The organism is Amycolatopsis sp. NPDC104775 (assembly GCF_055583325.1).
In genome coordinates this window covers 135,563-158,945 of record NZ_JBVJOE010000012.1, presented here as the reverse complement: position 1 = coordinate 158,945, position 23,383 = coordinate 135,563, and the positions used below count along the sequence as shown (strand labels likewise).

Annotated in this window: 25 protein-coding genes; 10 read left to right on the top strand and 15 right to left on the bottom strand. The window is 69.3% G+C overall.

The genetic code is table 11. From position 1 onward, the window contains the following. Positions 1-142: 142 nt before the first annotated feature. The 5 genes from ACZ63D_RS38025 to ACZ63D_RS38005 form a co-directional block, all read right to left on the bottom strand. Positions 143-427: a DUF4190 domain-containing protein gene (locus tag ACZ63D_RS38025; protein WP_465359166.1), complete on the bottom strand. Its 285-nt coding sequence runs from the start codon at positions 425-427 to the stop codon at positions 143-145. Positions 428-698: 271 nt separating this feature from the next. Further along, positions 699-1,517: a carbohydrate ABC transporter permease gene (locus ACZ63D_RS38020; protein ID WP_465359165.1), complete on the bottom strand. Its 819-nt coding sequence runs from the start codon at positions 1,515-1,517 to the stop codon at positions 699-701. Next, on the bottom strand, positions 1,514-2,425 hold the full coding sequence (locus ACZ63D_RS38015) for a carbohydrate ABC transporter permease (RefSeq protein ID WP_465359164.1): 912 nt from the start codon (positions 2,423-2,425) through the stop codon (positions 1,514-1,516). Before ACZ63D_RS38015 ends, ACZ63D_RS38020 begins: the two co-directional genes overlap by 4 nt. Next, entirely contained in the window at positions 2,422-3,726 is a 1,305-nt protein-coding gene (locus ACZ63D_RS38010; protein ID WP_465359163.1) for an ABC transporter substrate-binding protein, read from the bottom strand. Before ACZ63D_RS38010 ends, ACZ63D_RS38015 begins: the two co-directional genes overlap by 4 nt. 99 nt (positions 3,727-3,825) lie before the next feature. Then, positions 3,826-5,454 (bottom strand): long-chain fatty acid--CoA ligase, encoded by a 1,629-nt coding sequence (locus tag ACZ63D_RS38005; protein WP_465359162.1) that lies wholly within the window; start codon positions 5,452-5,454, stop codon positions 3,826-3,828. Between the two features lie 461 nt (positions 5,455-5,915). Between ACZ63D_RS38005 and mihF the strand changes: the two genes are divergently transcribed. Then, positions 5,916-6,227 carry an integration host factor, actinobacterial type gene (mihF, locus tag ACZ63D_RS38000; protein WP_050788348.1) on the top strand — a complete coding sequence of 104 codons (312 nt, stop codon included), beginning with the start codon at positions 5,916-5,918 and terminating at the stop codon, positions 6,225-6,227. Positions 6,228-6,321: 94 nt separating this feature from the next. Beyond that, positions 6,322-7,488, top strand: coding sequence for an isochorismate synthase (locus ACZ63D_RS37995; protein WP_465359161.1), 1,167 nt, complete (start codon positions 6,322-6,324; stop codon positions 7,486-7,488). Positions 7,489-7,491: 3 nt separating this feature from the next. Here ACZ63D_RS37995 and ACZ63D_RS37990 read toward each other — a convergent pair whose 3' ends face one another. The 5 genes from ACZ63D_RS37990 to ACZ63D_RS37970 all read right to left on the bottom strand — a co-directional run bounded on the left by ACZ63D_RS37990 (position 7,492) and on the right by ACZ63D_RS37970 (position 11,600). Then, entirely contained in the window at positions 7,492-8,181 is a 690-nt protein-coding gene (locus ACZ63D_RS37990; RefSeq protein ID WP_465359160.1) for a 4'-phosphopantetheinyl transferase family protein, read from the bottom strand. 129 nt (positions 8,182-8,310) lie between these two features. Beyond that, positions 8,311-8,634: a hypothetical protein gene (locus tag ACZ63D_RS37985; protein ID WP_465359159.1), complete on the bottom strand. Its 324-nt coding sequence runs from the start codon at positions 8,632-8,634 to the stop codon at positions 8,311-8,313. Between the two features lie 46 nt (positions 8,635-8,680). Then, complete coding sequence (locus tag ACZ63D_RS37980) at positions 8,681-9,328, bottom strand: TetR/AcrR family transcriptional regulator (protein ID WP_465359158.1); 648 nt, start codon at positions 9,326-9,328, stop codon at positions 8,681-8,683. After that, positions 9,325-10,860, bottom strand: a complete 1,536-nt coding sequence (locus ACZ63D_RS37975; protein WP_465359157.1) for an ATP-dependent acyl-CoA ligase — start codon at positions 10,858-10,860, stop codon at positions 9,325-9,327. The genes ACZ63D_RS37980 and ACZ63D_RS37975 overlap by 4 nt, the downstream gene beginning before the upstream one ends. After that, on the bottom strand, positions 10,857-11,600 hold the full coding sequence (locus tag ACZ63D_RS37970) for an enoyl-CoA hydratase/isomerase family protein (protein WP_465359156.1): 744 nt from the start codon (positions 11,598-11,600) through the stop codon (positions 10,857-10,859). The genes ACZ63D_RS37975 and ACZ63D_RS37970 overlap by 4 nt, the downstream gene beginning before the upstream one ends. Before the next feature lie 47 nt (positions 11,601-11,647). On the opposite strand from ACZ63D_RS37970, the gene ACZ63D_RS37965 reads away from it, so the two are divergent. From ACZ63D_RS37965 to ACZ63D_RS37935, 7 genes are all read left to right on the top strand, one after another. After that, positions 11,648-13,225 (top strand): amidohydrolase, encoded by a 1,578-nt coding sequence (locus ACZ63D_RS37965; RefSeq protein WP_465359155.1) that lies wholly within the window; start codon positions 11,648-11,650, stop codon positions 13,223-13,225. A gap of 379 nt (positions 13,226-13,604) precedes the next feature. Next, positions 13,605-14,045 (top strand): GNAT family N-acetyltransferase, encoded by a 441-nt coding sequence (locus tag ACZ63D_RS37960; RefSeq protein WP_465359154.1) that lies wholly within the window; start codon positions 13,605-13,607, stop codon positions 14,043-14,045. A gap of 155 nt (positions 14,046-14,200) precedes the next feature. Next, positions 14,201-14,884, top strand: coding sequence for a metal-dependent transcriptional regulator (locus ACZ63D_RS37955; RefSeq protein WP_101437417.1), 684 nt, complete (start codon positions 14,201-14,203; stop codon positions 14,882-14,884). 68 nt (positions 14,885-14,952) lie between these two features. Next, positions 14,953-15,771: an LLM class flavin-dependent oxidoreductase gene (locus ACZ63D_RS37950; protein ID WP_465359153.1), complete on the top strand. Its 819-nt coding sequence runs from the start codon at positions 14,953-14,955 to the stop codon at positions 15,769-15,771. A 72-nt stretch (positions 15,772-15,843) separates the two neighbouring features. Continuing rightward, a complete protein-coding gene (locus tag ACZ63D_RS37945; protein WP_465359152.1) occupies positions 15,844-16,194 on the top strand; it encodes a transcriptional regulator in 351 nt (116 codons plus the stop codon). Positions 16,195-16,332: 138 nt separating this feature from the next. Then, positions 16,333-17,388 (top strand): alcohol dehydrogenase catalytic domain-containing protein, encoded by a 1,056-nt coding sequence (locus ACZ63D_RS37940; protein WP_465359151.1) that lies wholly within the window; start codon positions 16,333-16,335, stop codon positions 17,386-17,388. Positions 17,389-17,565: 177 nt separating this feature from the next. Further along, complete coding sequence (locus ACZ63D_RS37935; protein WP_465359150.1) at positions 17,566-18,189, top strand: alpha-ketoglutarate-dependent dioxygenase AlkB family protein; 624 nt, start codon at positions 17,566-17,568, stop codon at positions 18,187-18,189. Here the strand turns inward: ACZ63D_RS37935 and ACZ63D_RS37930 are convergent. The 5 genes from ACZ63D_RS37930 to ACZ63D_RS37910 are packed head-to-tail and all read right to left on the bottom strand — an operon-like array spanning position 18,158 to position 22,433. After that, a complete protein-coding gene (locus tag ACZ63D_RS37930) occupies positions 18,158-19,033 on the bottom strand; it encodes a 5-oxoprolinase subunit C family protein (protein WP_465359149.1) in 876 nt (291 codons plus the stop codon). The genes ACZ63D_RS37935 and ACZ63D_RS37930 overlap by 32 nt on opposite strands. Next, a complete protein-coding gene (locus tag ACZ63D_RS37925; protein ID WP_465359148.1) occupies positions 19,030-19,635 on the bottom strand; it encodes a 5-oxoprolinase subunit B family protein in 606 nt (201 codons plus the stop codon). Before ACZ63D_RS37925 ends, ACZ63D_RS37930 begins: the two co-directional genes overlap by 4 nt. After that, entirely contained in the window at positions 19,632-20,381 is a 750-nt protein-coding gene (locus ACZ63D_RS37920; RefSeq protein WP_465359147.1) for a LamB/YcsF family protein, read from the bottom strand. Before ACZ63D_RS37920 ends, ACZ63D_RS37925 begins: the two co-directional genes overlap by 4 nt. A 1-nt stretch (position 20,382) precedes the next feature. Beyond that, entirely contained in the window at positions 20,383-21,177 is a 795-nt protein-coding gene (locus tag ACZ63D_RS37915) for a putative hydro-lyase (RefSeq protein WP_465359146.1), read from the bottom strand. Further along, entirely contained in the window at positions 21,174-22,433 is a 1,260-nt protein-coding gene (locus ACZ63D_RS37910) for an MFS transporter (RefSeq protein WP_465359145.1), read from the bottom strand. The genes ACZ63D_RS37915 and ACZ63D_RS37910 overlap by 4 nt, the downstream gene beginning before the upstream one ends. 108 nt (positions 22,434-22,541) lie before the next feature. Between ACZ63D_RS37910 and ACZ63D_RS37905 the strand changes: the two genes are divergently transcribed. After that, positions 22,542-23,258 carry a GntR family transcriptional regulator gene (locus ACZ63D_RS37905; protein ID WP_465359144.1) on the top strand — a complete coding sequence of 239 codons (717 nt, stop codon included), beginning with the start codon at positions 22,542-22,544 and terminating at the stop codon, positions 23,256-23,258. Positions 23,259-23,383 lie beyond the last annotated feature (125 nt).

Genomic DNA, 23,383 nt, shown 5'->3' with positions numbered 1-23,383 from the left:
GTGGTTGGGGGGGGTTTGGGAGTCCGTCTTTCCCCCTTGAAAACCCACCCCCGAACCGTCAGCACACTCGGGCTTCGGGGTGCCCCAAACTCACCCACGGCAATGTCGCCCCCAGGGCGACGAGCCGCAAACCCCCCGAACCTCAGCAATAAAACGCGCAGGTAGCCCCCACCGCGGACAACGACACAAAGAACCACACCAAAAAAATCACCGCCGGAATAGCCGCCAAAATCCCGCACACCAACCCGGCGATCCCCATCCCCTGCCCAGTCCACCCAGGCTTCCCGCCCTGCACCATCCCCGCCCACGACAACCCAATAGCCGTAATCGCGGCGACAACATCAAAAAACGGAACCCAAAAGAAGATCAACGCGACAATCCCCACGACCATCCCCGCCACCGCGAGCCCGCTGGTCTTCAACGGCACCCCATACCCCGGCGCCCCATACCCCGGCATCCCATACCCCGGAGCCCCATACCCCGGCACCGGCACCGGCCCAGACGGATACCCCGGCGACGAATACCCCGGCGAAGGCACCGGCCCGGACGGATGCCCCTGCATCGGGTCCTGGCCGGGATAGGGCTGCTGCTGATACGGGTCCGTCATGGGTGCACTCCTGCTGCGACTGTGGCGACGGTGAGTCGTCGGCGGCTAACGGCGAAACGTTACGCCCCACCCCCGAGCGATGTGACGGTTTTCAGCCCTTCAACCCGGATTCAGTGACCCCGCGTACCAGATATCGCTGGAGAAACGCGAAGAGCGCCACGATCGGCACGATCGACAGCACCGCGGCCAGGAACAACAGGTTCAGTTGCGGGTTCTGCGCGGTGAGCAGCCCGGACAGCGCGACCTGCACCGTCCACGAGTCCGGCGACTGCGCGATGATCAGCGGCCACAGGAACGCGTTCCAGCTGCCGATCACGGTGATCACCGCGATCGCGGCGAAGAAACCGCGCGAGTTGGGCACCACGATCTTGCGGAAGACTCCCCAGCGGGACAGCCCGTCGACGCGGCCGGCGTCCTCCAGTTCCTTCGGGAAGTCCAGGAAGTACTGCCGGAAGAGGAAAACGCTGAACGCGCTGAACAGGCCTGGGATCACCAGTCCGCGGAAATCCGAGAGCCAGCCGAGCGTCGACACCACGACGAAGCTCGGCACGAACGTCACCGACGTCGGGATCATCAGCGTCGCCAGCACCGCGTAGAACACCGGCTTCGAGTAGCGGTAGGGCACCCGCGCCAAGCCGTACCCGGCGAGCGAGCACACCACCAGCAGGCCGACGGTTTGCAGGACCGCGACGACGACCGAGTTCACGATGCTGCGCGCGAACGGCACGTCCTGCTGGTCGAACAGCTTCGTGAAGTTCTCCCAGTGGATCTGCTTCGGCCACAGCGTCCAGCCCGGCGCGGTGATCTCCGCGCGCGAGGCGAGGCCGTTGCGCAGCAACAGGTAGAACGGCAGCAGGAACAGGATCGCCGACACCGCCAGCGCCGTCCAGCGAAGCACCGCGCGGATCATGTCGCGCTCCGATCGAACCGGAAAAGCTTGCCCTGCAGGAGAGTCACCGCGGCGATCAGCAGCGCCAGGATGATCGCGCCCGCGCTGCCGCGGCCCAGATCCTGGCCGCCGGAGCCGAGGGAGGTGTAGTAGAGGTACACCAGCGGCGGCCGGGCGAACGGCGGGTAGCCCCGGGAATCGCCCATGATGTTGTAGAACTCGTCGAACGCCTGATAGGCGTTGATCAGGTTCAGCAGCAGCACGGCCACCGACGTCGCGCGCAGCTGCGGCAGCGTGATGTGCCGGAACACCTGCCAGCCCGGTTTCGCGCCGTCGAGCCACGCCGCCTCGTACAGATGGTGCGGAATCCGTTGCAGCGCGGCGAGGAAGAGGATCATGTAGAAGCCGAGCTGCAGCCAGAGCCGGACGGTCACCAGCACCACCCAGTACAGCGGCGGATGCACGGTGCCGGTCCACGCCACCGGGTCGAGACCGAAGACGCCCAGCACGGTGTTCGCGAGTCCATAACGGACGCCGGAGAACAGCGACGTCTTCCAGATCAGCGACGCCACCACGTACGAACACGCGAACGGCAGGAAGAACACTGAACGGAAGAACGCCTTCGCGAACCGCAGCTGGTTCACGCCGACCGCCAGCGCCAGCGACAGCACGAAGGTCAGCGGCACGATGAACACCGCGAACACGCTGAACGTGCCGAGGCTCGCGACGAACGGGCCGTCGGAAAGCATGTGCGCGTAGTTGTCCAGTCCGACGAAGACGCTGGGGGTGACCGTGTTGCGCGCGTCGAAGAACGACAGGTACAGGCTCCACCCGATCGGCACGTAGGCGAAGATCGCCAGGCCGAGCAGGAACGGACCCACGAACCCCCAGAACGCCAGCGTGTCCCGGGTCTTCCGGGACATTCTCATCCGAAAAGGCGTTTCAGCTCGGCCTGCGCGACGGTGACCGCGGCCTTCGTCTGCGCCACCGGATCCGCGCCCTCCTTGGCGATCTTCGCGACCGCGTCCGACAGCGCCGTGTTCGAGGTTTGCGTCCACACTGGACCGCCGATGAGGTGGCTGTTCTCCTTGACGAACTTCACCACGTCCGCGGCCGGGCCGCTTTGCAGCGTCGACGCCTTGTCGATCAGGCTTTGCCGGGCGGGAACGTGGAAGCCGTAGCGCGTGGCGAACTCCAGCTGGCTGTCGGTCTGGTCGATCCACAGCCACTTCACGAATGCCTTGGCCTCGTTGACGTGCGCGCTCTTCGCGTTGACCATCGCGCCGTACGCGCCGACCGGGACCGACGGCTTGCCGCTGTCGTCCAGCTTCGGGAACGGCAGCACGCCGAAGTCGTCGTTGAGCGCGTCGCGGATCTTCGGGACGTTCCACAGCCCGGTCCACTGCATCGCACAGAGCCCGTCGACGAACGCGCCCGGATCCGACCAGTCGGCGGGCGCGCCGAGCAGCAGGGAACCGCTGGCGTTCAACGTGTGCAGCTTGCTGAACGCGGCGGCCGCGCGCGGATCGTCGAAGCCGACCTCGCGGTTGTTGTTCTTCAAATAGTCCAGCCCGGCCGACCACAGCAACGGCCCGGTGAGCGTGCCGACGCCGCCGTCATTGCCCGCGAAGAAGCCCTTCACGCCGTCCTTCGACAGCTTGCCCGCGGCGTCGATCAGCTCGTCCACGGTCTGCGGCGGCTGCACGCCGGCGGCCTGCAGCATGCTCTTGCGGTAGAAGAGGACCTGCGTGTCGGTGGCCTGCGGAATGCCGTAGACCTTGCCCTCCACCGTCTGCGCGGCGAGCACGGCGGGGCTGAAATCGTTCTTGACCGGCCCGACGATGTCGTCCAGCGACACCACCTGGTTCTGCCGGACCCAGTCGATTTTCACCTGCGCCTCGAAAACGTCCGGCACGGCGCTGTTCTGCAGCGCGGTGACGATCTTCGAGTCGTAGTCGCCCGGGTTCCACACCACGTTGACCCGCGCGCCCGGATAGCTGGCCGCGTAGTTCTTGACGGCTTCCTGCACGCCGTCCTCGCCGTAGGCGTGGTACCACTGCTGCAGCGTGACCTTCGGGGCCTGCGAGGTGGTCGGAGCCCCCGCCGACATCGCCGTGGACGGCGGCGGGTCCCCTGGCCGCCCGGTGTTCGACCCGCACGCGGCCGCGACCGCGCCCACCGCCGCCGTTCCCGCCAACGACAGGAACGACCTCCTGCTCCGCTGCTGCATCCCCAGTTCTCCTCCGACGTGCTGGGAAGGGCTCCTTGCCTGCAACAGATTCCCTTACGAAGCCCTTCCCAGGCCGACAACTCGCCGGAGATTTACCGCTCAGAGGTGTGAGATGTCGAGCTTTCCCTCGGAGTAGGACGCGCGCAGCCGCTTCTTGTCGAACTTGCCGACACTCGTCTTGGGCACCTCCTCCACGAACGTCCAGTTCTCCGGCAGCTGCCACTTCGCGACCTTGTCCGACAGGTATTCGCGCAGTTCCTCGGCGGTGGCCTGCTGGCCCTCCTTCACCACGACGGCGACCAGCGGGCGTTCGTCCCACTTCTCGTCCGGGATGCCGACCACCGCCGCCTCGGCGACCGCCGGATGGCCCATCACCGCGTTCTCCAGGTCCACCGACGAGATCCATTCGCCGCCGGACTTGATCACGTCCTTGGCGCGGTCGGTCAGCGTCAGGTAGCCGTCCGGGCTGATCTTGCCGACGTCGCCGGTGCGCAGCCAGCCGTCGTGGAACTTCTCCGGATCGACCTCCGATCCGCCGTGGTAGGCGCCGGCGATCCACGGGCCGGACACCTCCAGCTCGCCGACCGCTTCGTTGTCCCACGGCAGTTCCTCGCCGTTGTCGCCGATCAGCCGGGCCGTCACGGACGCCGGGAACCGGCCCTGGGTGTAGCGGTAGGCCCAGCGTTCCTCGCCGGTGGCACTGGCCGGCGGACGCGCGACGCTGCCGAGCGGCGACGTCTCGGTCATGCCCCACGCGTGCAGAATCGGCACGTGGTAGCGCTCTTCGAAGGCGTGCATCAGCGACGGCGGCGCGGCCGATCCACCGACCACCACCTCACGGATGTGGCTGATGTCCTGCGGGTTCGCGTCCAGATGGGCGAGCAGGCCTTGCCAGATCGTCGGCACCGCGGCGGCGAAGGTCGGCTTCTCCGCGGCCAGCAGCGCGGCGATCGGGGCGGGCTGCAGGAACCGGTCCGGCATCAGCAGCGAGGAGCCGACCATCATCGCCGCGTACGGCAGGCCCCACGACATCGCGTGGAACATCGGCACGATCGCCAGCGCGAGGTCCTCCTGGGCGAGCCGCATGCTGTCGGTCATGCAGACCTGCATCGAGTGCAGCCAGATCGACCGGTGCGAGTAGACGACGCCCTTCGGGTCGCCGGTGGTGCCGGAGGTGTAGCACATCGCGGCCGCGGACCGCTCGTCGACCTCGGGCCAGTCGAACTCGTCGGACTGCGCGGCCAGCAGCTCGTCGTAGGAGTGCACGGTGACGCCCTCGGGCGCGGTCAGCGCGGACGCGTCGCCGTTGGCCACGATGACGTGCTTGACCGTCTTCATCCCCGGCAGGTTGCTCGCCAGCAGCGGCACGAGCGTGCCGTCGACGATGATGACGTGGTCCTCCGCGTGGTTGGCCACGAAGACCAGCTGCTCCGGGAACAGCCGGATGTTCAGCGTGTGCAGCACCGCGCCCATGGCGGGCACCGCCAGGTAGGCGGCGAGGTGCTCGGCGTTGTTCCACATGAACGTGCCGACCCGCTGGTCGCCGGTGACGCCGAGGCCGCGCAGCGCGTTCGCCAGCCGGGCGGCGTGCTTGCCGAGCTCCGCGTACGTCTCCCGGCGGGCTTCTGAACCGGTCCAGGTGACGACTTCGCTCTTCGCGTGCACCTTCGTGCCGTGGCGCAGCAGCTTCGCGAGCGACAGCTGTCCGTCCTGCATCGTGCTCAACATGGGTGACTCCCGTGGTGCTAGTTCGCCGGTGAACTGGGGTGCGCCCGACTCTAATGCGCATCTGCCGGATCGGGCACGAACAAGTTCGGTAACGGCTTGCCGGCGGTCTCCCGCCATCGGGTGGCGCGCCCGGTCTTTCATGATCCACTTCTGTCGCGGTTTCTGTTGCGAGACAAGAAAACGCGTTGTGTTAACTGCGTCGAAATGCACTCCCGTTCGGGTGAGGTAATGGGGCCGGAAATGAGCCCTCCGAGGCCGTTTTCACAGGTCGCGAGGGGTCCCCTCGCGCAGGTCCGCCGCGCCCGTCGACGGGTGATAAGTGCGTGTCGGTTGCGCGTACCGCGGGCACGTGGCGTTTACTGGGGCCGTGGTAAGTGACGGCTGGCCAGCGCTTGCAGCTGCAAGCATCGGCTGAGACCGTCGGCCGCGAAAGCGGAGACCTGAGAGGAAAGGACATTACGTTGGCTCTGCCCACGTTGACTCCGGAGCAGCGCGCCGAGGCCCTCGCCAAGGCGGCAGAGGCTCGTAAGGCGCGCTCGGAGCTGCTCGCTTCGATCAAGTCCGGCAAGGAGAGCATCGAGTCGGTGCTCAAGCAGGCCAAGGAGAACAAGACCATCGGCAAGACGAAGGTCACGCAGCTCCTCAAGGCGGTGCCCGGCCTGGGCGCGGTCAAGGTCGCCGCGCTGCTCGAGCAGGCGGGGATCGACCCCGACCGCCGGGCCGCTGGCCTGGGCGAACGGCAGCGCGAAGCGCTGATCGACGCGCTCAAGTAACGCCGATCCGGCAGCCGCGGGGAGAGTGCGCGCGAAGGTGTTCTTCCGGCAACACTTTCCCCGCGGTGCTCCCGGATCCTGAGACGCTGGTGGAGTGACGACCAGTACCGCGCCGGCGACCCCGGCCGAGACCACCGTCCGCTACCAGCGCGGCGACTTCTTGTTCGCGACCGCCCGGCGGGCCCTGCTCGCTCAGGGCGCGCTCGGCACGGTCACCGACGCCGACCCTCGCCGTCTCGCCCGCTCGGCAGCCGCTGAGCTGGCCAGTTCCGGCGTGCCGCTCGCCGTCGGCGTGCTGCCGTTCGACACCGGACCCGGCGCTGCCTCGCCGGGGCACCTCGTGCTGCCCCGGACGGTGCATCGCGCCCAGGCCAACGCCGAGACCCCGGCGGCGCCGCCCGCCGCCGACCTGCCCGCCCCGGCGGCCACCCGACGGCTCCCGTCCGCCGAGGGCCACCGCGAGAACGTGCGGGCGGCCATCGCCGCCCTGCGCGAGCGTGACCTGCGCAAAGCCGTGCTGGCCCGTGCGCTCGAGCTGGAATTCGACGCGCCGATCCCGGTCGAGGGCATCGTGCGCAACCTCGCCCGCGGCAATCCGCGCCACTTCACCTACGCCGCCGAACTGCCCGGCGGCCGCACTCTCGTCGGGGCCACCCCTGAGCTGCTGCTTTCCCGCGCGGGCGGCTCCGTGTTCACGACCCCGCACGCCGGATCGATGCCGCGTTCGGCCGATCCGGAGACCGACCGGGCCAACGGCGAAGCCCTCCTCGCGTCCGCGAAGGACCGGGAGGAACACGCGCTGGTGATCGACTACGTCGTCGACTCGCTGCGGCCGTTCTGCCGCAAGCTCGACGTCCCCGCGGGCCCTGAGCTGGTCTCCACGCCCGCGATTTGGCATCTCCGGACGTCCATCACCGGCGAGCTGGCGGACCGCTCGGTGACCGCCCTCGACCTCGCCGCCGCGATGCACCCGACGCCCGCCGTCTGCGGCACCCCGACCGTCCCCGCGCGCGACCTGGTGCGGGAGCTGGAGCCGTTCGACCGCGGGTACTACGCGGGCGCGGTCGGCTGGGTCGACGCGGCCGGAGACGGCGAATGGGCCGTCGCGATCCGGTGCGCCGAGGTGGCCGAGACGTCGATGCGGCTCTACGCGGGCGGCGGCATCGTGCCCGCGTCGGATCCGGACACCGAGTACCAGGAGACGATCGCGAAGTTCCGCACGCTGCTCGGCGCGATGGGGCTGGACGACAGCGCGTCGTGAGCCTTACGGCAGCCAGCGCTCCTCGGTGACGCTCAGGCTGTCCGAGGTCAACGCCGCGACCGCGGCGCGATGCCCGTCCGCCGCCTTGAGGTCGGCGAGCCGGGTGCGAGCCGGGTCCAACGCCCCGTCACCGGACGCGACCAGCTCGGCCGGTGCGTCGTAGCGGGAGAACGTGATGCTCTGCAGCGGGATTTTCAGCCCCTTGCCGGTGGCCTTCATCACCGCTTCCTTGCGTGTCCAGTAGATGAAGAACGCCGCCGAACGCTCCTCGTCCGAAAGGCCGGCGACGGCTTCCCGCTCGGCCGGGCTCAGCGCGTAGTCGACGAGCGAGGCGTCCGCCGTGCGGTTGGCCCGTTCGACGTCGAGGCCTACCGGCACGCCGTCAGCGACCGCCAGGCCGATCAGCTCGCCCGAATGCGAGATCGACAGCACGAGGTCCGAACCCGGCACGCGTGGACGGCCGTGCGGTTTGCCGCAGTCGTCGCAGGTCGCGTCGAAGCGCACGGACTCGGCCGCGCCGCCGAGGCGTTCCGCGACGAGGGTCTTCGCGAGCACCCGGCCGGTCAGGAAGCGGCGCTGGTCGATTTCGAGCCGGTAGGCGTCGTAACGGCCGCGCTCCAGTTCGTCCAGCAGCTTCAGGTAGCGATCCTCCGCGGGCAGCGGTTCGGACCAGCGCACCACGATTTCGGTCACCGGCAATACCCTCCCTCGTCCGCCTCCGATCTTGCCGGGGCGCACCGAGGTTTGTCATGCCCCTATCCGCGAACGCGGCGAAGGCCCCCTCGGAGTCCGAGAGGGCCTTCGCGGCGTGGCTGACGAGTGCTACTTGCTGTTGTTGCGCATCGCGATCGGGACCCCGGCTAGGTCCTCCTCGTTGCAGAGCACCTTCACGTCGTAGTAGGGCGATCCCTGTCGCTCGTCGTAGTCGAGGTGGATCGCGAGCACGTCAAGCGGTTCGCCGAGCCACTCCTGCGCCTGACGCAGCCATACCGCACAGCGCTCGAGGGCGCTGGGCAGATCGTCGTCGCGGAATTCGACCGGCCGATACGGGACGTCTTGGACCTGATCGCGCGGGTTGGAAGGTGCGGGCAGGCCGGGCGAGAGCCCCGATTCGTCCAGTTCGAGTTGGATCGTTTGCTCACTCACTCTTCGAGCGTCCCCCACGTTCGCCGTCTGAGCAAGGCGTATGGCCCTAAAAGCCCTCCTCGCCGGGCAGATCCCACACTTGGGCGACCACTTCGAGGCAGTGCCGGAGGTCGTCCGCACGCACCGCGACCGGATGTCCGAGGACCCGCAACGCCAGTTCCGCGTAGTGGGTGGCCAGGTCTTCCAGCTTGAGCGGGCCCTTCGGCGAATACCATCGGGCCACGCCGCTGCACATTTCCAGCAACGCGAGCCGCGTCACGGTCGGTTGTGCGGTGTGGAACACGTTCGCCGCGGCGCCGTCTTCGATCGCCTCGGCCCAATACCGCTCGTATTCGTCCCGCAGCGCGACGACCCGGGCACGCGCTGGAGCCGAAAGCGCGTCGACTTCGTTGTCCACCACCCGGGTTTCTCCTGGCTGGGCGGCGTGCGCGAGGACGTGCAACGCGACCAGCGTGCGCAACCGGACCACGGGATCGGCACTGCCCGCGGTGGCCTTCGCGACCGCGTCGATCAGGCGGCGCAGCGAAGTCGTCATGATTTCGACAAGAAGATCTTCCTTGGTGCCCATGTAGTGGTAGAGCGTCGCCGAAGAAAGTTCGGCCTCCTGCGCCAGATCCCGGATGCCTGTGCCGTGGAAACCCTTGGTGGCGAACAGTTTCACGGCCGCCGCCCGGACCCGTTCGGCGCTGCTCACAACCACTCCCCGGTGCTGCGGTCCCAGGAACCGGCGCGGAGGTCGCCGACCTTGCGCAGCTCGCCCTTCGCGACGCGTTCCGACGGAGTGCGCGGCAGGTCGTCGGCGAACGTCCAGAACCTCGGCACCTTGAAGTACGCCAGTTGCCGCGTGCAGAACTCCGCCAGTTCCTCGGGCGACGGCCGGTCCTCGCCGCACACGACGTAGGCCTTCACTTCCTCGCCGCGCAGCTCGTCCGGCACCGCGAGCACGGCCGCGAGCTGCACTTTCGGATGTTGCAGCAGGGCGCGCTCGACCTCGTCGGCGGAGATGTTCTCGCCGCTGCGCCGGATCATGTCCTTGGTGCGGCCGAGGTAGTAGACCCGGCCCTCGGCGTCCATTCGCGCGAGGTCGCCGGTGTGGAACCAGCCGCCGGCGAAGGCGCGCGCGGTCGCTTCGGGATCGTCGTGGTAGCCGTGCATCAGCCCGACGCCTCGGATCAGCAGTTCGCCGGTCTCCCCGCGTGGCAACGGTTTCCCGTTCTCGTCGGCGATCATCACCTCGCGGTCGCGGGTCGGCCGTCCAATGCAGCCGGTGCCCACCGCGGCGTCGTGGTCGGACTCGGGAACCCGGATGTCCCCGCCGGTCTCGGTCATCCCGAACGCCTCGTACCACGGCACGCCCCAGCGTTGCTCGAGCTGAGCGTGCAGGTCAGGCGGGATCGCCGAGGCGCTGATCGCGCGGACGCGGTGGTTCCGGTCGTCCGGATGCGGCGGCTGTCGCAGCAGGAGCGTCGGCATCAGGCCGAGGCAGTAGAACCAGGTGACCTCGTAATCGCGGACCTTCGCCCAGAACGTGGAGGGGTGGAAGCGGTCCAGCACGACGAGCGTCGCACCGGCGGCCAGCGCGAGCGCGACGTTCCACTGTGGATCAATGTAGTGGAAGGGTTGCGCGGTAAGCAGAACGTCGTCTTCGCTGATGGACGGGAAGCCGGTGGCGAGGCCGATCGCGAGCGTGGTCCAGTACCGGTGCGGCAGCACGCAGCCCTTCGGCGCTCCGGTGGTGCCCGAGGTGTACTGGATGTTGACCGGCTGTTCGGCGACTACCTGCTCGGGTTCGTAACGCGTTTCCGACCGCAGCGCGTCCGGGGTGAGGACGCGTTCCACGGCGGTTTCGGGTGCGATTTTCTCCAGCAGTTCCACGAACTCTTCGGCGGCTACCGCCAGTCGTGCGCCGGAGTGGCGCAGGACGTGCGCACCGTCGAATTCGCGGTAGTTGATGTTCACCGGGACCAGAACTGCGCCGAGTTTGGCGAGCGCGAGCCACATGAGCGGGAATTCCGGCTCGTTGCGGAGCATTACCGCGACGCGATCGCCCGCCTGGATGCCGTGGTCTTGGAGTGCTTTCGCGAGGCGTCCGCTGCGGTCGTCGACCTCGGCGAAAGTGAACCGGGCGCCGGTGCTGTCGAAGATCCACGCGGTGCGTTCGGGCCAGAGTTGTGCGGCGCGGGTGACCAGCGCGACCAGGGTGTCGACGTTCTGCAGCGGCGTCACGACCGGCTCCGGAACGCTTCGGTCGACTCGCGGACGGCGGCCGAGTGCTCGGTGATCAGGGCGTGGGTGACCTCGAGCTCCAGCGCCGAATCGAAGGCGTGGTCGATCCCGGCGTCCAGCGCCCGCTTCGCCATCGTCGCGGCCGCCGGCGGATGATGTGCGATCTTCTCGGCCCAGCCGAGCGCGAGGGGCATCAGCTCGTCGGCCGGTACGGCAGCGTTGACGAGGCCGAGGTCATGCGCGCGACGGCCGTCGAACCGGTCGCCGAGCAGCAGCAGTTCCTTCGCCTTGACCGGCCCGACCAGCAGCGGGAGCAGCCTCGACGCGGCACCGGTGACGCTCAGCCCCAGCGAAACCTCGGGGAACGCGAACACCGCGTCCTCGGCGGCCAGGATCAGGTCGCAGCCCAGCGCGAACTCCGCACCCGCGCCGATCGCGTACCCGTGCACGGCGGCGATCACCGGCTGACGCAGCGCGCGCAGCCGGCGCGTGACGTCCTGGAGCCGCTCCAGCCGCGCCCGGGAATCACCCTCGGGGGTGGGTTCCTTCAAGTCGTGCCCGGCGCAGAAGGCGCGGCCGTTGCCCGACAGCAGCACGACGCGGGCGTCACTCTGCGCGACTGCCTCCAGCGCGGTCAGGAAGTCGTCCACCAGCACGGGTGCGACAGCGTTGAGCCGCTCGGGCCGGTTCAGCCGGATCTGCGCGATACCGCCCTCGAGGGCCAGGTCAACGGTGCTCATGGAGGCGAGCCTAGACGTTCGATCGATCGATCGATAGTGTCCAGGGCATGCAGGTTGACGCGGTGTACGAGAACGCCAGGCTGGTCACCGGCGAAACCGCGCTGGCGGTGCTGCACGGCCGGATCGTGGCGCTGGGCGACGACGCTCGCGAACTGTCCGCCCGCCGCCGGGTGGACCTCGGCGGGGGGTTCGTCGCGCCCGGGTTCCACGACGCGCACAACCACATGGCCTGGTTCGGCATGGGCCTGGACGACGTCCCGCTCAGCGACTGCCGCAGCGTCGACGAGGTGTACGACGCGGTGGCGCGGCGCGCGGCCGAACTGCCCGCGGGCAGCTGGGTCGTCGGCAGCGGCTACGACCAGAACAAACTCGCCGGCGGCGACCATCCCGACCGGCACGGCCTCGACCGCGCCGCGCCCGGCATGCTCGTGCGGCTCAAGCACACGTCCGGGCACATGACGCTGGTCAACTCCGCGGTGCTGGACCAGCTGGACCTCGCGAACGTCCCGGTCGGTGGCGACGTGGTCCGCTCGCCCGACGGCTCGCCGACCGGCCTGCTGCGCGAGCAGGCGCAGCTGTTGCTGCGCCCGCTGACGTACCCGACGCCGCTCGAATCGGTGGTGCGAGGCCTCGACCGCGCGAGCCAGCAGTACCTGTCCGAGGGCATCACGAGCGTCCAGGAAGCCGGAATCGGCGGCGGCCTGGTCGGCGAGACACCCGCGGAGCTGGCCGCTTACCAGCTCGCGCGCGAACGCGGCGTCCTGCGAGTGCGCAGCACGGTGATGGTCGCCGCGAGCGTGCTGCACGACCTGCCCGACGGCGCCGGTTTCGGCCTCGACCTCGGCCTGCGCACCGGTCTCGGCGACGAGTGGCTGCGCATCGGCCCGATGAAGCTCTTCGCCGACGGCTCGCTGGTCGGCCGCACCTGCGCGATGCACGAACCGTTCGACGGCGAACCGGACAACCGCGGCTACTTCCAGGTGCCCGAGGACGAACTGGCACGCACCATCCGCCAAGCGCACGACGCCGGCTGGCAAATCGCGACCCACGCCATCGGCGACCGAGCCATCACGGTCGTCCTGGACGCCTACGAAGCCGCACTGGCCGCCACCCCGCGCGCCGACCACCGGCACCGCATCGAGCACTGCGCCGTGCTCCCGCCCGCGGAGCTGACCCGCCTGGCGTCGCTGGGCCTCATCGCGTCCCCGCAGGGCCGGTTCGTCAACGAACTGGGCGACGGCATGCGCGCGGCCCTCGGCGAAGCACGGGTGCCGTGGTGCTATCGCCTGCGCAGCGTCCTCGACGCCGGATGCGTCCTGCCCGCCAGTTCAGACCGCCCCGTCGTCGACGGTGCCCCGCTGCTGGGCCTCGCCGACATGGTCCGCCGCCGGACGTCCACCGGCGAACCGTTCTCGGTCGAGGAAGCGCTGACCCCGGCGGAGGCCCTGCGCGCTTACACGTACGGCTCGGCCTATGCCACCTTCGCGGAGAGCTACCTCGGCACGTTGGAGCCGGGGAAGCTCGCGGACTTCGTCGTGCTGTCCGCGGACCCACTGTCCACTGTGGAGGAAGCGCGGGTGCTCGGCACGGCGGTGGGCGGAGAGCTTCGTTACGAGGCCGGGTGATGGACGTGACGGACGCGGTGGAGTGGCCAGCGGTTGGCTCGGACGGTCGGCTGGGTGCTTGGCGGGTGGCCGGGGTGTTCCCGGTGGCTCGCCCGTCGGCTGGGTGCTCGCCGCGGTCCGGTGCGTGGTGTGCGTGCGTTCCGTCGCTCGCCGGTTGGCCTGCGCTCGGCACAGTACGCCGGTTGGCTGGCGCGATCCTCGCCAACTCGGCGGCTCGCCTGCCGACTCGGCCGCCTATTCACTTGTCGATTCACCGGCCAACCACACCAACTCCTTCCGTCTCGAAACACCGCACCCCGGCTCCGCCGCGCCGGACTCTGACTGTCTTGCTCTGATACCCGCACCGTAGCCGCCACCACCGACAAGAAAGGGGCGTCCGATGCCCGTTCGCGAGGCCGTCTTCGAGGACGTCGAGGAGATTTGCAGCCTCATCGAGGAACACGCGGTCTACGAGGACAAACACGACCTCAAACTCGACCGCGCCGAGATGAGCGGCCACCTGTTCGGGCCGGAGCCGAAAGCGTGGGTGCTGATCTGCACGCCGCCGGGACGTCCGGACGTCGTCGCCGGGTTCGCCTTCTGCAGCTGGAATTTCTCCACCTGGGAAGGGCGGCCGGGGATCTGGCTCGACGACCTGTTCATCCGCCCGGAACACCGCAGGCACGGGCTGGGCCGGGAACTGCTCGACGCGTTGCGAGCCCGCACGACGGGGCGGGTCGAATGGGACATGCAGGAGGGCAACGCCAAGGCGGAGGCCTTCTACGCGCAGCTCGGCGCGGAGCCGGTGCCGGGCTGGATCCGCTACCGCTGGCGGCCCTGATCCGGGAGGCCGCGCCGGTCCCGGAGCGGGAGTCGGCGACGGTGCCCGCGCGAGTGCGCGGCGACGCGGACGGACGGCTGCGGCGGCTTTGGCCGCGACCTCTAGCAGCACTGACCGGCCGACCCCGGCGGACTCGGCCCCGTATCGTATGCGGCATGGGAGATGGTTCCGTCCGGAGGTCGTCGTCGGTCGAGGACTACGTGCGGGTGATCTACGGGCTGGTCGAACGGGGCGAGGCGGTCACCAACGCGTCGCTGGCCGGGCGGCTTGAGGTGAGCCCGTCGTCGGCGTCGGGCATGGTCACGAAGCTTTCGCAGCTCGGCCTGGTCGCGCACGTGCCCTACCGCGGCATCGAGCTGACCTCGGAGGGACGGCAGCTCGCCCGGTCGGTGCTGCGCAGGCACCGGCTGATCGAGACGTACCTGGTCTCCGAACTCGGCTACACCTGGGACGAGGTGCACGCCGAGGCCGACGCGCTGGAGCACGCCGTTTCCGACCGGCTCGTCGAGCGCATCGCGGCCAAGCTCGGCAATCCGGTGCGCGATCCGCACGGCGACCCGATCCCGGCCCCGGACGGCAGCGTCGAGGAGCTTCCGATGCGCATTCTGGACGACCTTCCGCCGGGTGCGGTCGGCGAGATCGTCCGCGTCTGGGACACCGATCCGGATCTGCTGCGGTACCTCACCGAGCACGCGATCGGGCTCGGCGAGCGCATCGAGGTGGTCGAGCGGCAGCCGTTCGGCGGGCCGATGGTCGTCAAGGTCGGGCAGCCGCCGGACGCCGCGACGCACGCCATCGGCAAGGAGATCGCGCAGGCGTTGTCCGTGACCCTGCGCTGAGCGGCGTACGCGCGAGTGTCGCCGCCGGACGGATGTGCCGCGCCGTCCAGCCGCCGACGATGGTCGGCATGACTACTGCCAAGCCGTTCCGGTTCGGGATCGTCGCCGGGTTCGCCCCGGATCTGGAGTCCTGGACCGCGCAGGCCCGCCGGACCGAAGAACTGGGTCTCGACACGATGTTCGCGACCGACCCGGTCGGCGGGCTCGACCCGTTGACGCTCGTGCCCGCCGCCGCCGCGGTCACGAGCAAGCTCACTGTCGGCACCTTCGTGCTGGCCGATCCGTTCCGCGACGCCCGTGCCCTCGCGTGGCAGGCCGATTCACTGCATCAGGCGACTGGCGGTCGTTTCCTGCTGGGGCTGGGCGTCGGCCATCCGGGCGCGGGCAAGCACGCCCAGACGCTGGGGCGCGAGTTCGGTTCGCCGGGCGAACGCGTCGCCCGGTTGGCGGAAACCCTCGAGCTGCTCGCCCAGCGCCCCGAGCGGCCCCGGCTATTGCTCGCCGGTTCCGGGCCCAAAATGCTCGCGCTCGCCGCGCGCACCGCTGATGTCGTGACGTTCTCCTGGGGGCCGCGCACCACCGAGGCCCAGGCTGACTCCATTGTGGACACTTTCCGCTCGTTCGCCGGAGACCGGGACGTCGAATTGGCGGTGAACCTCACCGCGGTCGGGGACAAGCCTTCCCCGTGGCTGGCCCGCTACACCGGGGTTGACGTGCCGCAACTGGTCGCGGAGAAAGCGGTCACCGTGGTACCGGAAAACTCTGCCGCCGCTGGGGAAATGCTTCTCCGCTGGCGAGAGCGGTGGGGAATTTCCTGTGTCACGGTCAATTCCGGCTACGCGGAACCGTTCGCCGCGATTGCCCGGACACTGTCCGCACAAGGGTGAAAACCCTTCCGATCATGCGTTATCCGGCCTACGCTCCGAGGTTTCCCAGCGACATGGTTCGGAGCGTGTGCGATGACCGGTCAGCGAACACCGACGATCGACCGGGGGAGTGCGACAGGGCGGGATCTCGGGCAATTGCTCGAAAGCGGCCCGTTCGCCGAGGCGCTGCGCGCGGCCATCCGGGCCCGCGGGCTCGGCCTGGAACGCATCAGATATCGGCTGCGCGGAAGGGGAACGACAGTCAGTCTCGCGACCTTGAGCCACTGGCAATCCGGACGCTGCCGCCCAGAACGCCCGGAATCCTTGCGGGCCTTGCGAAATCTCGAGCAGATCCTCGGCGTCCCGGACGGGTCGTTGCGCAGGCTGCTCGGCCCGCCGCGGCCGCGCGGTCAGTTCCATCAGCCGGGCCAGCCGCTTTCCTGAGCGCCGTGGCTCCTGCTCCCGCAGTGGTCCGTGAGGGCCACCTCGAAGGAATCAGATTCCCTCAGGGTTCCCCTCACGGACCTCCACCGGGCCGAGGGCAACCCGGCGCGCCGCCGGGCGGCTTCTACGATCGGACCTATGCGTGCGGTCGTGATCGAAGAGTTCGGCGTGCTTCCTGAAGTCCGGGAGGTACCGGATCCGGCGACCCCGGACGGTGGGGTCGTGATCGCGGTCGAAGCGACCGGGGTGTGCCGCAGCGACTGGCATACCTGGCAGGGCCACGACGAGGCGGTCCGGCTGCCGCACGTCGCCGGGCACGAGCTCGCCGGGCGGATCGTCGAGGTCGGGGCGGGGGTCACGGGCTGGGAGAAGGGCGACCGGGTGACCGTCCCGTTCGTGTGCGCGTGCGGTGTTTGCGCGCAGTGCGCCAAGGGCGACCAGCAGATCTGCGACGACGAGTTCCAGCCCGGCGCGACCCACTGGGGTTCGTTCGCCGAACTGGTCGCGATCGAACACGCCCAGACGAACCTGGTCGCGTTGCCGGACTCGATGTCCTCGGCGGAAGCCGCTGCGCTCGGTTGCCGCTTCGGGACGGCTTTCCGCGCAGTGTTGCGCCAGGGCGGCGTACGCGCGGGGCAGTGGGTGTCTGTGTACGGCTGCGGCGGGGTAGGCATCTCCGCGGTTCTGCTGGCGGCTGCTGCGGGCGCGAAGGTGGTGGCGGTAGACGTCTCGCCGCAGGCGCGCGCGTTGGCCGAGCGTTCTGGCGCTGTGCTGAGCGTCGACGCGAGCGCGTTCGACGGGCCGGACGCACTGGCCGCGTACGTCCGTGAGCGCACTGAAGGCGGTACGCACGTGTCGCTGGACTGTCTCGGCTCTCCGGTCACCTGTGCGGCTTCGGTGGGCAGCTTGCGCAAGCGTGGCCGGCACGTCCAGGCCGGGTTGATGCCGCCCAGCCAGGGAGTGCCGCCGATTCCCATGCATCGGGTGGTGGCCGGTGAACTGGAGATCGTAGGAATTCATGGCCTGCAGGCGTACGAGTACCCGGAATTGCTCGGCGTGGTGGAGCGGTCCGGCATTGATCTGGCCGGGCTGATCGGCACGCGGATCGGACTGGACGAGGTGCCGGCCGCGCTCGCTGCGATGAGTGCTCCGGTGCCTGCCCGGGCCGGCGTGACCGTCGTTGAGTTCGGGTGACGAATGGTGACCAGCGAATACCCTCGGTGGCGAGTCCGAGTTGTAGCTGACGAAAGCCTGGCGGGTCCCGTGACGGTGTGGAATTCTCCAAAGCTTGGCGGCAAGTGGCGAGGGGAACCCGCCGCAGGAGCGCCCGCCAGGGGTGACTCCTGCGGCCACCGGCCGCGGAGCGGTGTGATGGAGCTGCTGCCGCGTCCGCGCCGGGAGATTTCGCCGGGCGCGGTGCACGTCCCGGACTGGCTCACTGAACAGGAACAACGCGACCTCGTCGCGGCCTGCCGCGGCTGGCGTGGCTACCGCTCGACCCGGCTGCCCGGCGGCGGGGTGATGTCGGTGCGCACGGTCTGTCTCGGCTGGCAGTGGCGGCCCTATCGCTACGAACGGCTGCGCGAGGACGGCTCGCCGGTGGAGCCGTTCCCGGACTGGCTGGCCGACCTCGGCCGCCGCGCGCTCGCCGACGCCTACGACCGGCCCGCCGACGATTACCACCCCGACGTCGCGCTCGTGAACTACTACGACTCCACCGCGAAAATGGGCATGCACCAGGACAAAGACGAGCGCTCGACAGACCCGGTGGTCTCACTGAGCCTTGGCGACACGTGTGTGTTCCGCTTCGGCAACACCGAGAACCGAAACCGGCCGTACACCGATGTCGAACTGCGCTCGGGCGACCTGTTCGTGTTCGGCGGCCCGGCGCGCCTGGCGTTCCACGGGGTGCCGAAAACGTTGCCGGGCACGGCGAATCCGGATCTTGGCCTGACCGGCAGGCTCAATCTGACCTTGCGGGTTTCGGGATGGTGAACCGGACCCGTTGCCCGGGCCGGAGCTGGGCGGCGAGGTCCAGATCGGCCTCGTCCACCACCGCGGCGACGGGGTAGCCGCCAGTCACCGGATGGTCGGCCAGGAACAGGATCGGCACTCCCGACGGCGGTACCTGCAGCGCGCCCGGAATGGCGGCTTCCGGGGCCAGTTCGCCGGTGCGGGCGCGGGTCAGCGCCGGGCCGTCCAAACGGACGCCGACGCGGTCGAGGTCGTTCGTCACGGTGTAGGCACCAGTGAGCAAAGTGGACAGTGCGGACGGCGTGAACCAGTCCAGCCGAGGGCCGGGTTCCAAGCGCAGCACGGGTTCTTCGGCGAGCCGGGGCAGCGGGGCGAGGTCGACGCACGGGTGGCGTTCGACCACCGAACCGATCGGCAGCGACATTCCGGCCGCGAGGACCGGCGGGCCGAGCTTGCCCAGCGTGTCGGTGGCCCGCGCGCCGAGCACCGGCGGCACGTCCACGCCGCCGCGCACCGCGACGTAGCTGCGCAGACCAAGCGAAGCGACACCGAGCTCGAGTTCGTCTCCCGGGCGCAGGACGATCGGCGCCCCGACGGCGGCGGCTCGACCGCCGGCGCGGATCGGGAGTTGTGCGCCGGTGACCGCGACGACGGTGTGCTCGGAAACCCGCAATCGCAGGCCGCCGAGGGTGATTTCCAGTGCCGCGTGCGTTTCGGGATTGCCGACGAGCCGGTTCGCCAGCTTGAGCGAACCCCGGTCGGCCGCGCCGGAACGGCCGACGCCGACCGCCGCGTACCCGGGCCGCCCGAGGTCTTGCACGGTCGCGAACGGACCGGGCGCGAGGATCTCGATTTTCCCGGTCACCGGATCGCCTCGAACCGCACTCGGGTGCCCGGGACCAGCAAATTCGGCTGCTCCCGCTCGACGTTCCACACCTGCGCGCCGCTGTGGCCGAGCAGGTGCCAGCCGCCGGGCGACGGATGCGGGTAGATCGCGCTGTACTCACCGGCGATCGCCACCGCACCCGCGGGCACGCGCGTGCGCGGCGTGCTGCGGCGCGGCAGGTGCAATTCTGGATCGAGGCCGGTCAGGTAAGCGAAACCAGGCGCGAAGCCGCAGAATGCCGCGACGTAGGTGGCCGCCGAATGCCGTTGCACGACTTCGGAAACCGACAAACCGGTAGCTTCGGCGACGTCTACCAGGTCAGCGCCGTCGTAACGCACCGGCAGGGTGACCGTGTCCGCGGAGCGCGCAGATACGTCCACTGTGGACAGAGAAGCGAGCGAACGAGTCAACGTGGCGGAATCAGTGCGTGCCGGATCGAACCGGACCAGCAGGGTGCGTGCGGCGGGGACGAGTTCGACGACGCCCTCGGGCTGGGCGGCTTCGCAGGCCGCCTGGAACCCGAGCACGTCATCGACCTCCACCAGCAACGCGGAACGGCCGTAGCGCAGTACAGTGCTCACGCAAATGACCTCAGTACCACGCCGGATTCGGTGAGCAGCTCGCGAATCCGGCGGGCCAGCTCGACCGCGCCGGGCGTATCTCCGTGCACGCAAAGAGAATCCGCCCGTAGCGTGAGCTTGCCGCCGTCGGCGTCGACAACCTCGCCGGTGGTCGCCATGGTGAGCGCCCGCGAGGCGACTTCGTCAGCGTCGTGCAGCACCGCGCCCGGCAGCTTGCGCGACACCAGCCGTCCTTCGGGCGTGTAAGCGCGATCGGCGAACGCTTCTGCGTACGCAGGCACGCCCGCCGCTTGCGCCGCGCGCAGCATTTCGGAGTCCGGAGGACACAGCAGAGCCAGGTCGGTGTGATAGCGCCGTACGCCTTCGACAAGCGCAGCCGCCTGTTCCGGATCGACAGCCGCGGTGTTGTATAGCGCGCCGTGCGCCTTCACGTAACGCACGCAGCTGTGCGCCGCGCGCGCGAAGGCGTCGAGAGCGCCGATTTGGTACAGCACTTCGTCCGCGAGGTCTTCCGGCGCGATGTCGAGCGCGCGACGGCCGAAGCCGGCCAGGTCGCGATAGCCGACGTGCGCGCCGATGGTGACGCCGCGTTCGGCCGCGCGTTCGCACACCCGGCGCATCACCCTCGCGTCGCCCGCGTGGAAGCCGCACGCGATGTTCGCGCTGGTCACGATGTCGAGCATGGCTTCGTCGTCACCCATGGTCCAGGCGCCGAAGCCTTCGCCGAGGTCGCTGTTGAGGTCCATGTCATCCCACCTGGTAATCGCGGTCGGGTCGGTCGGTCAGGAACATGTAGCCGGGGGCGTGCGTGATGGCGAACGGGGGCCGGGACGCCATCAGCGCCGCCTGCGGGGTGACGCCGCAGGCCCAGAACACCGGCACGTCGCCGGGCGCGGCGTCGACCGGATCGCCGAAATCCGGCCGGGCGAGGTCGGCGATGCCCAGTTCGGCCGGGTCGCCGACGTGCACCGGAGCACCGTGCACCGCGGGCATCGCGGCGGTGACGCGCACGGCTTCCTCCACCAGGGTTTCCGGAATCTGCCGCATCGACACCACCAGGGGACCGCTCAGCCGTCCCGCCGGTTCGCACTGCCGGTTCGTCACGTACATCGAAACGTTGCGCCCCTGCTCCACGTGCCGGAGCGGGATGCCGGCGGCGCGCAGCAACGTCTCGAAACTGAAGCTGCAGCCAATGGAGAACGCGACCAGGTCGCTGCGCCACACCCCGGTGGCGTCGGTGATTTCGCTGGTCAGCGTGCCGTTGTGCCAGACTCGGTAGCGCGGCAGGTCGGTGCGCAGGTCCGCGCCGGGCGCGAGCCGAGTGGTCGGGTCGCCGGGTTCGCTGACGTCGAGCACCGGGCACGGCCGGGGGTTGCGGGCGCAGAACTCGCGGACGTCTTCGGCCCAGTCCGCCGGGACGGCGATCAGGTTGGTCTGCGCGTAACCGTCGGCCCAGCCGGTGGTCGGGCGCTCGGTGCCGGCGCGGAAGAGCGCGCGAGCTTCGGCCGGAGTAAGCGTCGAGGGATTGTAGGAAGTGGTCATACTTCCACCAGTTCCTTGCCTCGCGTTTCCGGCAGCCCGAGCAGCGCTGCCGCGGCGATCGCGTAACCGACGGCACCGAGGACGATCGCGCCGCCCGCGCCCAAAAAGCCCACCACGGCAGGGAACGCGGCACCGACCGCGCGACCGAAGTTGTAGGTGAAGCCCTGTCCGGTGGCGCGCAGCTCGGTCGGGTACAGCTCGGCCAGATACGCCCCGAAGCCGCTGAAAATCGCCGAAGTCGAGAAGCCGAGCGGGAAACTGATCAGCAGCATCAGGCCGTTCGCGCCGTAGGGCAGCTGGACGAACAGCACGATCAGCAGCGCGGAAACGACGGAGAACAGCAGGAAGGTCTTCTTCCGGCCGAGCAGGTCGGTGAGGTAGCCGCCGCAGACGTAACCGATGAACGCGCCCGGGATCAGCAGCGCGAAGTAGCCGCCGGTGTTGACCACGGACAGGCCGCGGCTGCTCTGCAGGTACTTCGGCATCCAGGTGAACAGCGTGTAGTAACCGCCTTGGACGCCAGTCGCGAGGAGCGCGGCGAACACCGTGGTACGCAGGAGTTTCGGCCGGAAAATCCCGGCGAGCGAGCCTTTGACCTTCGCGGAAACCCGCCGGGCGGCGGCCTCCGGCGCGTCTTCGACGCTGCGCCGCACCCACAGCACGAGCAGAGCCGGAAGCACGCCGACCCAGAACAGCACGCGCCACGCGATGTCCTGGTCGAGAACGCTGAACAGCACGGTGTAGACGATCACCAGCAGGCCCCAGCCCACCGCCCACGCACTCTGCACGAACGCCACCGTGCGGCCGCGGTACTTGGCCGAGCAGTACTCGGCGACCAGCGCGGCGCCCACCGCCCATTCGCCGCCGAACCCGAGCCCCTGCAGGCCGCGGAAGATCAGCAGCGTCTCGAAGTTGGGCGCGAAACCGCAGAGCACCGTGAAGATCGTGTACATCGCGATGGTCAGCTGCAGCGTGCGGACGCGGCCGATGCGGTCGGCGAGCACTCCGGCTCCGACGCCGCCGATCGCGGAAACAACCAGCGTGACGGTGCTGAGCAGGCCCGCTTCGCCGGACGTGATGCCGAAGTAGGCGGTGATCGCGGCCAGGCCGAAGGGGAGGGTCTGGTAGTCGAACGAATCGAGGCCGTAGCCGCCGAACGCGCCGAGGAAGGCGCGGCGGCCCTTGTGGCCGAGCGAGCGATACCAGCCGAACGGGCGGGCCGCGTTCGCGGTGCCGTCGGCGACGTTGACGTTCATAGGGCACCTCACAGGGGGACGAACTCATGGTGGCACGAGTCACATGGCCGCTACCGTACGGATCGTTCAACAATTCCACAAGTCCCTCATTTTATTGTTCATCGCCCGATGGCTACGCTGGGCGACGTGGTCACCGACGGAGAGCCAATGGGCCTGGAAGCGGATCGCGGCCTGCTCGGCCGGACGAGCACCGCGGAACGGGTCGCGGGCGTGCTGCGCACACGCGTTTCGGAGGGGTATTTCCTGCCCGGAGTGCGGCTTTCGGAGCAGGACATCGGCAGCGCGCTCGGGGTTTCGCGCAATACGCTCCGTGAGGCCTTCCGGCTGCTGACCCACGAACGGCTGCTGGTGCACGAGCTGAACCGCGGGGTGTTCGTGCGGGTGCCGAGCGTCGAAGACGTGCGCGACATCTACCGGGTCCGCAAGATTGTCGAATGCGCCGCGGTCCGCGACGTGACCGAGAAGCCGGCGGCGTTCGACAAGATCGCCAGCACCGTCGCGGACGGGGATCGCGCGGCGAAGCAGGCGAAATGGCAGGACCTGGGTACCGCGAACATCCGTTTCCACGCGGAACTGGCGGCGCTCACCGGCAGCGAGCGCATCGTCGAACTAATGCAGGCGCTTGCCGCGGAGCTGCGGCTGGTGTTCCACGTGATGGCCGATCCGCGCCGCTTTCACGAACGGTATCTGCCGCGGAATCACGAAATCCTGGACGTGCTCGCGACCGGCGACGGGATTCGTACGGCGGAGATGCTCGCCGGCTATCTCGACGACGCAGAGGCGCAACTGGTCGAGGCTTACGCGGAGCTGTCCGGCCGTCGCTGAGACGTTCGGCCGAAACCGGCCGGTTTGCCCGGGAAGGCAGCGAGAATGACCGTTCGGGCCCTCCTGCCACCTGGAAAGCTCCACGGCGGACGCGGGCTGGCTACCTTCGGCAGTGGGCCGCGAGA

Coding starts and splice junctions, on each gene's coding strand:
- ACZ63D_RS38020 (WP_465359165.1), bottom strand. CDS start 1,517: ATGATCCGCGCGGTGCTTCGCTGGACGGCGCTGGCGGTGTCGGCGATC.
- ACZ63D_RS38015 (WP_465359164.1), bottom strand. CDS start 2,425: ATGAGAATGTCCCGGAAGACCCGGGACACGCTGGCGTTCTGGGGGTTC.
- ACZ63D_RS38010 (WP_465359163.1), bottom strand. CDS start 3,726: ATGCAGCAGCGGAGCAGGAGGTCGTTCCTGTCGTTGGCGGGAACGGCG.
- ACZ63D_RS38005 (WP_465359162.1), bottom strand. CDS start 5,454: ATGTTGAGCACGATGCAGGACGGACAGCTGTCGCTCGCGAAGCTGCTG.
- ACZ63D_RS37970 (WP_465359156.1), bottom strand. CDS start 11,600: ATGAGCACCGTTGACCTGGCCCTCGAGGGCGGTATCGCGCAGATCCGG.
- ACZ63D_RS37965 (WP_465359155.1), top strand. CDS start 11,648: ATGCAGGTTGACGCGGTGTACGAGAACGCCAGGCTGGTCACCGGCGAA.
- ACZ63D_RS37960 (WP_465359154.1), top strand. CDS start 13,605: ATGCCCGTTCGCGAGGCCGTCTTCGAGGACGTCGAGGAGATTTGCAGC.
- ACZ63D_RS37955 (WP_101437417.1), top strand. CDS start 14,201: ATGGGAGATGGTTCCGTCCGGAGGTCGTCGTCGGTCGAGGACTACGTG.
- ACZ63D_RS37950 (WP_465359153.1), top strand. CDS start 14,953: ATGACTACTGCCAAGCCGTTCCGGTTCGGGATCGTCGCCGGGTTCGCC.
- ACZ63D_RS37945 (WP_465359152.1), top strand. CDS start 15,844: ATGACCGGTCAGCGAACACCGACGATCGACCGGGGGAGTGCGACAGGG.
- ACZ63D_RS37940 (WP_465359151.1), top strand. CDS start 16,333: ATGCGTGCGGTCGTGATCGAAGAGTTCGGCGTGCTTCCTGAAGTCCGG.
- ACZ63D_RS37935 (WP_465359150.1), top strand. CDS start 17,566: ATGGAGCTGCTGCCGCGTCCGCGCCGGGAGATTTCGCCGGGCGCGGTG.
- ACZ63D_RS37920 (WP_465359147.1), bottom strand. CDS start 20,381: ATGGACCTCAACAGCGACCTCGGCGAAGGCTTCGGCGCCTGGACCATG.
- ACZ63D_RS37915 (WP_465359146.1), bottom strand. CDS start 21,177: ATGACCACTTCCTACAATCCCTCGACGCTTACTCCGGCCGAAGCTCGC.
- ACZ63D_RS37910 (WP_465359145.1), bottom strand. CDS start 22,433: ATGAACGTCAACGTCGCCGACGGCACCGCGAACGCGGCCCGCCCGTTC.
- ACZ63D_RS37905 (WP_465359144.1), top strand. CDS start 22,542: ATGGCTACGCTGGGCGACGTGGTCACCGACGGAGAGCCAATGGGCCTG.